Here is an 8,913-nt window from a genome sequence, read left to right as displayed (position 1 = left end):
GCTGCGCGGCGTCCGGCGGGGTCGTGTCCTGGCCGCCCGCGCCGGTTCCAGGGTCGACGACGGCGGTGCCGTGCGCGGCGACCGCTGCCGCTGCAGCCGCGGCGGCGGGCTGGCGGAGTCCGGAGGCCAGGTGCAGGATGTCGCGGCGCAGGGCATCCGCCAGGGCAGAGCCCAGGTAGGCCAGCTGCACGTTCGCGTCCTGACCGGCCACGCTGACCTCGAGTTTCGCCGCCCCGAACAACCGGGGCAGGAACGGGCGCACGATGTTGACGCCCTGGATCCGGTCGAGCCTGGCCCGCCGGTTGCTGCGGAAGACGAGTCCGCTGCGTACCTCGACAACCTCGTCACTGACCCGGAACGTGTGCATGCGCCAGGAGAGATAGAAGCCGAGCAGGATCAGCACGAGCAGAACGGCGACGATGAGCAGCGCCCAGCCGACCGCGCCGCGCCGCATGATCTCATCGATCGGGTCGCCGCCGTAGCCGGGCACCCCGAAGAAGAAGTCGATCAGCCGTTCGCGCAGGTTCGCCACGATGAAGCCGAGCACCGCGACGATGAAGATCCCGCCGCGCAGGAGCGGGCTGGCCGGATGCAGCCGGTGCCATTCACCGTCGGCGAGGCTGGTCACAGCCCGGCCCGGCGGCTCTCGGCCAGCTCGACCAGCCGGTCGCGCAGGCTCTCCGCGTCGGCCTCAGCCAGGCCGGGGATGAGCACACCGGAGGAGGCGGCCGCGGTGACGAATTTCAGGTCCGCCAGGCCGAGCCAGCGGGCGATCGGCCCCCGGGTGATGTCGACCAGCTGCATCCGCCCGTAGGGCACCGACACGAACCGCGCGAACATGATGCCCCGCCGGAACAGGAGGTCGTCCTGCCGAAGCTGATAGCCGATGGCGCGTACCCGGCGCGGCTCGAAGAGCACGGTGATCACGGTGACCAGCACAATCGCCGCGATCAGGTAGGGCGCCCACTCCACGCCGACGACGAGCCACAGCAGTACGGCGCCGCCGCAGAGGGCGAGGCCGAAGAGCACCGTGCCGACGATCTCCACCAGGACATGGCGCGGGGAGACCCGCTGCCATTCGGAGACGCCCGGCAGGTCCAGCCGGCGTGGCGCTTCAGGTTCAGGCACGCACTTCTCCCCGCTCGTTCTCGTCGTCGTCATCGGGGGGCAGGGTGCAGAAGTGCTCGGCGACCAGACCGCCCGTGAGGAGCAGTGCGGCGCCGATCGCCATGCCGATGGCGAGCCATACCGATGTTACCGTCGGCACCACCGAGCGGGTGAAGACGTAGAGCACGATGCCGAGGCCGGCGCCGAGGAACAGCGCCCCGCTGAACGCGGATGCCTTCGCGAGCACCGCCACCCGCATGGCCATGAACGGGTCGACACGCCGGCCGGGTTTGCCGTGGGTGGCCTGCCGGATCGGCCAGGCCAGCAGGGCGACGGCCACGCCGATGACGACGAGGGCGATCGGCAGGGTGATCGGGAGGATCAGGATGGGCGACCCGGTCGTGGCCGCGGTCACCTCGAGCAGGAACCCGACCACCAGCCCGACCAGGAGCAGCAGGATGACGGTGCCCGGCTGGGTGCGCTTCATCGGGAGCCGCCGATCTCCCGGTAGGGCGTCACAGTGGGGTGGAGGTCGGCGAGCAGGGCGAGCACCGGACCACGCCCGGGAATGACCGCCTCCGGGTCCAGTTCCAGCCACGGCGCGAGCACGAAGTCGCGTTCGTGGGCGAGCGGATGCGGGATCGTCAACCGGGCGTCGGAGACCTCGAGGGTGCCGAAGACGATGATGTCGATGTCGAGGGTGCGGTCGCCCCAGCGTTCGGCGCGCTCCCGGCCGTGGTCCGCTTCGATCCGGTTGACGGCGTCGAGCAGGGCCTGCGGGGTACCGGTGTAGCGCCCGGCGACCACCGAGTTGAGGTAGCGGGGCGCCGTCTCGTCCACGCCGGACGGTTTCACGGCAGCGGACTCGAACGCCGGAGAGACGCCGGTCAGGTCGAAGCCGGGCAGGTCGGCGAGCGCCCGCACGGCCGCGGCGAGGGTCCTCGCACGGTCGCCGAGGTTGCTGCCCAGAGCGAGCACAACCGGCTCGGCGTGCGGGTCGGCAGGGCCCGGGTCGGCAGGCGCCTCGGCACGCGCCGGGTCGGCGGGACCTGTGCCCGCGGACACCGGGTTCATGGCCGGGACCGGGTGATCTGCACGGCGACGTCGGTGAACGGCACCGAGATCGGGGCCTCTGGTTTGTGAACGGTGACCTGCACGCGTTCGGCCGCCTGATGGGCGAGCACCACGGCGGCGATGCGTTCGGCGACGGTCTCGATCAGGTCCACCGGGTTCGCCCTGGCGGCATCCGTCACCTCGACCGCGAGTTCGCCGTAGTGGATGGTGCCGGCCAGGTCGTCGGAGTGTGCAGCGCCCCGCAGATCGAGCCACACCGTGACGTCGACGACGAAGTCCTGGCCATTCTCGCGCTCGAAGTCGTAGACGCCGTGGTGCGCGGTGACCCGCAGCCCGGTGAGGGTGATGGAGTCGCTTGTCATGGTTCCATTCTGGCGGAGTCCACCACGGCGAGCACATTCAGCGCCGTGCGCGTCGCCGCGACATCGTGCACACGCACCGCCCACGCCCCGGCCTGGGCGGCGAACACACTGAGCACCGCGGTCGGCAGGTCGCGCGCCTCGATGCCGGCGGTCTCCGGGAGAACCCCGGCGAGGAAACGCTTGCGCGAGGCGCCGACCATGACCGGTAGCCCGAGGGTGTCGAACGCGTCCAGATTCGCGAGCAGCTGCCAGTTGTGCGCCGGGAGCTTCGCGAAGCCGAGGCCGGGATCGAGCACGATCTTGTCGCGCCGCACGCCCGCGTTGGTGAGGGCGTCAACCCGCCAGGACAGCTCGGCGAGCACCTCGGCGACGACGTCGCCGTAGACCGCCAGGGAATCCATCTTCTGTGCGTGCCCGCGCCAGTGCATGGCGATATAGGTCAGCCCGGTGTCGGCGGCGACGGAGGCCATCCGCGGGTCCGCGAGGCCACCGGAGACGTCGTTGATGATGACGGCGCCGGCCGCGGCGGCTGCCGCGGCGGTGCCCGCGTTGAGGGTGTCCACGCTGACCACCACGCCCTGCCGGGCCAGTTCGGTGATCACCGGGATGATCCGGGACTGTTCGTCGGCGGGCGAGACGCGCCCCGCGCCGGGACGGGTGGACTCACCGCCCACGTCGATCAGGTCGGCGCCCTCGGCCTGCAGGGCGAGGCCGTGGCTGATCGCAGCATCCGTGGTGGCCCATTTGCCGCCGTCGCTGAACGAGTCGGGAGTGACGTTGAGCACCCCCATCACCTGCGTCGACGGGGTCACTGCCCGGTCCCGACCAGACCGGTCCCGACCAGACCCGAGCCGATCAGGGCCATGATCTCCGCGCGGTTCGCCGGGTCGGAAAGCTCGCCGCGGGTGGCCATGGTCACGGTCGAACTGGCGCTCTGGCGGGGACCTCGGGTGGTCACGCAGCCGTGCACGGCGTCGAGCACCACAAGGATGCCGCGCGGGGCCAGGCCCGCCTGCAGCGCCTCGGCGATCTCCTCGGTCAGGCGCTCCTGCACCTGGGGGCGCGCGGCGAGGGTGTCGACCACGGCGGGCAGGCGGCCGAGGCCGACCACCCGGTCGCCCGGCAGGTAGGCCAGGTGGGCGCGGCCGATGAACGGCAGTAGGTGGTGCTCGCAGACGGAGCGGAACGCGAGGTCGCGCACGAGCACGAGCTCGCCCGTGGCCGGGCCGACCGGGATCGTGTCCCGCAGGTGGTCGAGCGGGTCGACGCCGAGCCCGGCGAAGTATTCGCTGTAGGACTCGGCGACGCGCCGCGGGGTCTCCTCGAGGCCGGGCCGGGAGACGTCCTCGCCGATCGCGGCGAGGAGTTCAACGACCGCGGCCTCGATCCGCGTCCTGTCGACTGCCACCCGGCGCCTACGCGGTGGCGGGACGCGGGGTGCGGGCGGGCGCGCGCTTCGGTTTGCTCGGGGCGGTATCGCCGCTGGAGACCCCGCCGTCGACGACGCCGTCGACAATCGGGGCCTTGGGAAGGGGCATCTCGATCGGCGGCAGGTCGGAAACCGGACGGTTGGTGCTGGAGAGCCACTGCGCTCTGGGCGGGAGCTTCTCGACGTCCGCGAAGATCGGCGCGAGTTCGGCCTGGCTGAGCGTCTCGTGTTCGAGCAGCGCGGCGGCCAGCTTGTCGAGGATGGCCCGGTTGCGCCCGAGCACCTCATAGGCCTCGTCGTGCGCCGCCTCGAGAAGCTCGCGCACCTCCTTGTCGACGCTCTCCGCCATCCGCTCCGAGTAGTCGCGCTGGTGGCCCATGTCACGGCCGAGGAAGACCTCGCCGGAGGACTGGCCCAGCTTGAGCGGGCCGACGGCCGCGCTCATGCCGAACTCGGTGACCATCTTGCGGGCAGTGGCGGTGGCCTTCTCGATGTCGTTGGAGGCACCCGTGGTCGGGTCGTGGAAGATCATCTCTTCGGCGACGCGTCCGCCCATCGCGTAGGCGAGCTGGTCGAGCAGTTCGTTGCGGGAGACGGAGTAGCGGTCTTCCAGCGGCATGACCATGGTGTAGCCGAGGGCCCGGCCGCGCGGGAGGATGGTGATCTTGGTCACCGGGTCGGTGTTGTTCATCGCGGTGGCCACGAGGGCGTGCCCGCCCTCGTGGTAGGCCGTGATCAGCTTTTCCTTGTCGCGCATGATGCGGGTGCGGCGCTGCGGGCCGGCCATCACCCGGTCGACGGCCTCGTCGAGGGCGCGGTTGTCGATCAGCTGCGCGTTGGAGCGCGCGGTGAGCAGCGCGGCCTCGTTGAGCACGTTGGCCAGGTCGGCACCGGTGAAGCCGGGGGTCTTGCGGGCGAGGACCTCGAGGTCGACACCCTTCGCCATCGGCTTGCCCTTGGCGTGCACCTCGAGGATGCGCTTGCGGCCGAGCATGTCGGGCGCGTCGACGCCGATCTGGCGGTCGAAACGGCCGGGGCGCAGCAGTGCCGGGTCGAGGATGTCCGGCCGGTTGGTCGCGGCGATCAGGATGACGTTGGCCTTGACGTCGAAGCCGTCCATCTCGACCAGCAACTGGTTGAGGGTCTGCTCGCGTTCGTCGTGACCGCCGCCCATGCCGGCGCCGCGGTGGCGGCCGACGGCGTCGATCTCGTCGATGAAGATGATGGCCGGGGCGTTCTCCTTCGCCTGCTGGAACAGGTCACGCACGCGACTGGCGCCGACGCCGACGAACATCTCCACGAAGTCGGAGCCGGAGATGGAGTAGAACGGCACCCCGGCCTCGCCGGCCACGGCGCGGGCCAGCAGGGTCTTACCGGTGCCGGGAGGGCCGTAGAGCAGCACGCCCTTGGGGATGCGCGCGCCGACGGCCTGGAACTTCGCGGGCTCCTTGAGGAAGTCCTTGATCTCCTCGAGCTCCTCGATCGCCTCGTCGGCGCCCGCGACATCCGCGAAGGTGACCTGCGGGCTCTCCTTGGAGACCAGCTTGGCCTTGGACTTGCCGAACTGCATGACCTTATTGCCGCCGCCCTGCATGCCGGAGAGCATCAGCCAGAAGAAGACACCAATCAGGAGCAACGGGAGAAGGATGCTCAGCAACGAGAGGAACCAGCTCGACTGCGGCACCTCGTCGGTGAAGCCGTCCTTCAGGTTCGCGCTGGTGACGGAGTCCACGACCTCAGCGCCGCGCGGGGCGACGTAGTAGAACTGCACCTGGTTGCCCAGGGTCTTGTCGGCCTTGATGAGTGTCAGGTCGACCCGCTGGTCACCGTCGACGATCTTGGCCTGGGAGACTTTCCCGTCTTTCAGGAACTCGAGTCCCTGCTGGGTGGGGATCTCTTTGAACCCCGACATGGTGATGAGACTCGACCCTACCCACACGGCGATGATCGCCAGGATGATGTAGAGGAGTGGCCCGCGCAGTAGCTTCTTGACGTTCATGGTTGTCACAGGCTATCGTGCCGCCACTGGGTGGTCGCCGTGTGTTCGCCCTGAGCGCGATCGCTAGGCGTAGATGTGCGGCGCGAGCACACCGACCGAGCGGAGGTTGCGGTACTTCTCGTCGTAGTCCAGGCCGTAGCCGACGACGAACTGGTTCGGAATGTCGAAGCCGAGGTACTTCACGTCGATGTCGACCCGGGCGGCATCCGGCTTGCGAAGCAGAGCGCAGATCTCCACGGATTCCGGTTCACGCGACTTGAGGTTGGCGATCAGCCAGGACAGGGTCAACCCGGAGTCGATGATGTCCTCGACGATGAGCACATTGCGACCGTGCAGGTCGGTGTCGAGGTCTTTGAGGATCCGGACGACGCCGCTCGACTGGGTCCCGGAGCCGTAGGAGCTCACGGCCATCCAGTCCATCGTGATCGGGTGCTTGAGTTCGCGGGCCAGGTCGGCCATCACCATGACGGCGCCCTTGAGCACGCCGACGAGCAGCAGGTCCTTGCCGGCGTAGTCGGCCTCGATCCGGCGGCACAGTTCGGCCAGCCTGGCGCGGATGTCCGCTTCCTCGATCAGAATTTCGGTGAGGTCGCCGTCAATGTCGCGTGGTTCCATGGGAGCGAGAGGGTCCTTTGCTCGGTGCGGGTCCAGGCCCGGAGAAGATCAACCATCCGTCCTGCCGTACAACTCTAATGCCTGGCAGATCGAGCGCCTTCTGCCCGTGCCAGTCGGTGACCAGGCGCGCGACGGCGAGTGTGTGTACCCGTCCGAGCGACACCCCGTACTCGCGTTCGGCGAAGAAACGGATGCTCCGCTGCCGCAGCGCGGGCGGGCTGGCCGCGAGCACGGCCACGCTGACCCTGTGCGTTCCGTCGCCCGCCGGCTCGCCGAGTTCGTTGCTGATCCCGCGGGCGAGGGCGTCCAGCGTTGCCGAATCCTCCCGCAGCTGCTCGGCAGTGCGGGCGAGCGCCTCGGCGACGCCGGGGCCGAGCTCGCGTTCGAGCAACGGCAGCACGGTCTCCCGCACCCGCACCCGGGTGAAGCGCGGCTCGAGGTTGTGCGGATCCTGCCAGGGCGCCAGGCCGGCGTCGGCGCAGAACTGACGCGTGACGCTCCGGCGCAGGCCGAGCAGCGGGCGCAGGTAGGGTCCGCTCGCCGTCGCCATGCCCTGCAAGCTGGTCGGCCCCGATCCCCTGGCCAGGCCGAGCAGCACCGTCTCCGCCTGGTCGTCGAGGGTGTGGCCGAGCAGGATGTGACTCGCGCCGGTCTCAGCCAGGGCCGTGTCGAAGGCGGCGTAGCGGGCGGTGCGGGCGGCGGCCTCCGGACCGTCCCCGGCCGCTTCGTGCCCGACCGTGACCCGGAGTACGAGCACCGGGGCGAGCCCGAGCATGGCGGCCTGCCCGGCCGCGGTGGCCGCGACATCTGCCGACCCTGCCTGCAGGGCGTGGTCGACGATGACGGCGCCGGCCCGGATGCCGGCCTTGCCCGCCTCGAACGCGCAGCCCGCTGCGAGGGCGAGGGAGTCCGCTCCCCCGCTCAACCCGACCAGCACGAGCCCGCCGGCCGGGAGCGCGTCGCGCACCATCCGGCGCACATCATTGATGGCCGGGGTCAGTCTCGGGCGCGGTGGTTGCTGCATCCAGTAACGTTAGCCGCAGACTTTGATCAAGGGAGAAACCAGGCCATGGCCGAATACGACGCAGTGATTGAGATTCCCCGCGGGAGCCGCAACAAGTATGAGGTCGACCACGAGACCGGGCGGGTGTACCTGGACCGGGTGCTCTACACGAGCTTCGTCTACCCGACCGACTATGGCTTCTTCGAAAACACGCTCGGCCTCGACGGCGACCCCGTCGACGTGCTCGTGCTGCTCGACTTCCCGCTCTTCCCGGGCGTGGGCGTGTCCGTGCGGCCGGTCGGCGTCTTCAACATGACCGATGACGGCGGCTCCGACGCGAAGGTCATCGCCGTTCCGGCCGGCGACCCACGCTGGGACTACATCCAGGACGTCACCGACATCCCCGAGTACACCCGCAAGGAGATCGAGCACTTCTTCGAGCACTACAAGGACCTCGAGCCGAACAAGTGGGTCAAGACCGAGGGCTGGGGGGACGCCGTCGAGGCCGACCAGATCGTGCGCGACGGCATCGCCAAGCTGGCCGCCGAAGGCCACTAGTCCGTCCCGTTACCCCCTCGGGGCGCCAGCTCCGTCGCGTTGGTTTGAACGCGAGAGTGCAGTTTTGGCCCCTTCCGCTGTTCGGAAGGGGCCAAAACTGCACTCTCGCGAAACCAGAATGACGCGCGGGCGACGGATGCTGCGGGTCAGCCGGTGGGGCGACCGACGTAGGGGGCGACGTCGCCGGGCGACCAGATGCTGTGGATGCGCACGGGCTTGCCATAGTCGGCGGCCTCGATGATCTGTCCACCCCCGACATAGATCGCGTTGTGGTAGAAGTCCCCGCCGCCGCTGGTCCAGAAGACCAGGTCGCCACGCTGCACCTCCGAGAACGGAACAAGCCGCCCCGCACTGGCCATCGTGCGGTACTGGTTGGTCGCCGAATGGGATCCGATGTACACCCCGGCCGCGGCGTAGGCCGCTTTGGTCAGCCCGGAACAGTCCCAGACGTCGGGGCCGAACCCGCCGAGGCCGTAACGGTCGCCGAGCTGGGCGCTGGCGAAGGCGATGGCCACGTCCACGGCGTTGCGATTGGGGGCAGGAGCCGGGGCAGGAGCCGTAGCCGGGGCAGGAGCCGTAGCCGGGGCAGGAGCCGTAGCCGGGGCAGGAGCCGTAGCCGGGGCAGGAGCCGGGGCTGGGGCCGGAGCCGCACCCCCGGATGCCGGTGCCACGGGAGCCGGCTTGTTGGTCACCGTGGGCGGCTTGTTGGCCGCACCGGCCGCCGCAGCCGCCTGCGCCGCCGCCTGATCGGCCGCGGCGCGAGCCG

General features: G+C 70.0%; 12 protein-coding genes. 1 reads left to right on the top strand and 11 read right to left on the bottom strand.

What is annotated here, in order from left to right; translation table 11 throughout:
• From E3O19_RS07110 to tilS, 10 genes are all read right to left on the bottom strand, one after another.
• On the bottom strand, positions 1-628 hold a 628-nt coding region (locus tag E3O19_RS07110; protein ID WP_166804506.1), incomplete at its 3' end, for a PH domain-containing protein.
• Positions 625-1,128 (bottom strand): PH domain-containing protein, encoded by a 504-nt coding sequence (locus tag E3O19_RS07105; RefSeq protein WP_241981256.1) that lies wholly within the window; start codon positions 1,126-1,128, stop codon positions 625-627. The genes E3O19_RS07110 and E3O19_RS07105, both read right to left, overlap by 4 nt.
• The gene (locus tag E3O19_RS07100; RefSeq protein ID WP_134566531.1) at positions 1,121-1,594 is read right to left on the bottom strand and encodes a DUF3180 domain-containing protein; all 474 of its coding nucleotides are present in this window, start codon (positions 1,592-1,594) and stop codon (positions 1,121-1,123) included. The genes E3O19_RS07105 and E3O19_RS07100 overlap by 8 nt, the downstream gene beginning before the upstream one ends.
• Positions 1,591-2,172, bottom strand: a complete 582-nt coding sequence (gene folK, locus E3O19_RS07095) for a 2-amino-4-hydroxy-6-hydroxymethyldihydropteridine diphosphokinase (protein WP_241981255.1) — start codon at positions 2,170-2,172, stop codon at positions 1,591-1,593. The genes E3O19_RS07100 and folK overlap by 4 nt, the downstream gene beginning before the upstream one ends.
• 5 nt (positions 2,173-2,177) lie before the next feature.
• Positions 2,178-2,543: a dihydroneopterin aldolase gene (gene folB, locus E3O19_RS07090; RefSeq protein ID WP_134566527.1), complete on the bottom strand. Its 366-nt coding sequence runs from the start codon at positions 2,541-2,543 to the stop codon at positions 2,178-2,180.
• Positions 2,540-3,334: a dihydropteroate synthase gene (folP, locus tag E3O19_RS07085; protein ID WP_134566534.1), complete on the bottom strand. Its 795-nt coding sequence runs from the start codon at positions 3,332-3,334 to the stop codon at positions 2,540-2,542. Before folP ends, folB begins: the two co-directional genes overlap by 4 nt.
• Before the next feature lie 17 nt (positions 3,335-3,351).
• Positions 3,352-3,951 (bottom strand): GTP cyclohydrolase I, encoded by a 600-nt coding sequence (gene folE / locus E3O19_RS07080; protein WP_134566525.1) that lies wholly within the window; start codon positions 3,949-3,951, stop codon positions 3,352-3,354.
• 7 nt (positions 3,952-3,958) lie between these two features.
• Positions 3,959-5,971: an ATP-dependent zinc metalloprotease FtsH gene (gene ftsH, locus E3O19_RS07075; RefSeq protein WP_134566523.1), complete on the bottom strand. Its 2,013-nt coding sequence runs from the start codon at positions 5,969-5,971 to the stop codon at positions 3,959-3,961.
• Positions 5,972-6,034: 63 nt separating this feature from the next.
• Positions 6,035-6,586 (bottom strand): hypoxanthine phosphoribosyltransferase, encoded by a 552-nt coding sequence (hpt, locus tag E3O19_RS07070; RefSeq protein ID WP_134566521.1) that lies wholly within the window; start codon positions 6,584-6,586, stop codon positions 6,035-6,037.
• A complete protein-coding gene (gene tilS / locus E3O19_RS07065; RefSeq protein ID WP_134566519.1) occupies positions 6,567-7,610 on the bottom strand; it encodes a tRNA lysidine(34) synthetase TilS in 1,044 nt (347 codons plus the stop codon). Before tilS ends, hpt begins: the two co-directional genes overlap by 20 nt.
• A gap of 45 nt (positions 7,611-7,655) precedes the next feature.
• On the opposite strand from tilS, the gene E3O19_RS07060 reads away from it, so the two are divergent.
• The gene (locus E3O19_RS07060; RefSeq protein ID WP_134566517.1) at positions 7,656-8,147 is read left to right on the top strand and encodes an inorganic diphosphatase; all 492 of its coding nucleotides are present in this window, start codon (positions 7,656-7,658) and stop codon (positions 8,145-8,147) included.
• 146 nt (positions 8,148-8,293) lie between these two features.
• Here the strand turns inward: E3O19_RS07060 and E3O19_RS07055 are convergent.
• On the bottom strand, positions 8,294-8,913 hold a 620-nt coding region (locus tag E3O19_RS07055; RefSeq protein WP_166804505.1), incomplete at its 5' end, for a C40 family peptidase.

The sequence above is a fragment of the Cryobacterium algoritolerans genome, assembly GCF_004402785.1.
Classification (GTDB): Bacteria; Actinomycetota; Actinomycetes; order Actinomycetales; family Microbacteriaceae; genus Cryobacterium; species Cryobacterium algoritolerans.
The sequence above is the reverse complement of the archived record's forward strand: the minus strand, read 5'-3'. Positions and strand labels throughout refer to the sequence as shown.

Bases quoted from the DNA above. Each gene is read 5' to 3' on its own strand.
- tilS (WP_134566519.1), bottom strand. From the start codon at position 7,610: ATGCAGCAACCACCGCGCCCGAGACTGACCCCGGCCATCAATGATGTG.
- folP (WP_134566534.1), bottom strand. From the start codon at position 3,334: ATGGGGGTGCTCAACGTCACTCCCGACTCGTTCAGCGACGGCGGCAAA.
- E3O19_RS07060 (WP_134566517.1), top strand. From the start codon at position 7,656: ATGGCCGAATACGACGCAGTGATTGAGATTCCCCGCGGGAGCCGCAAC.
- hpt (WP_134566521.1), bottom strand. From the start codon at position 6,586: ATGGAACCACGCGACATTGACGGCGACCTCACCGAAATTCTGATCGAG.
- E3O19_RS07100 (WP_134566531.1), bottom strand. From the start codon at position 1,594: ATGAAGCGCACCCAGCCGGGCACCGTCATCCTGCTGCTCCTGGTCGGG.
- ftsH (WP_134566523.1), bottom strand. From the start codon at position 5,971: ATGAACGTCAAGAAGCTACTGCGCGGGCCACTCCTCTACATCATCCTG.
- folB (WP_134566527.1), bottom strand. From the start codon at position 2,543: ATGACAAGCGACTCCATCACCCTCACCGGGCTGCGGGTCACCGCGCAC.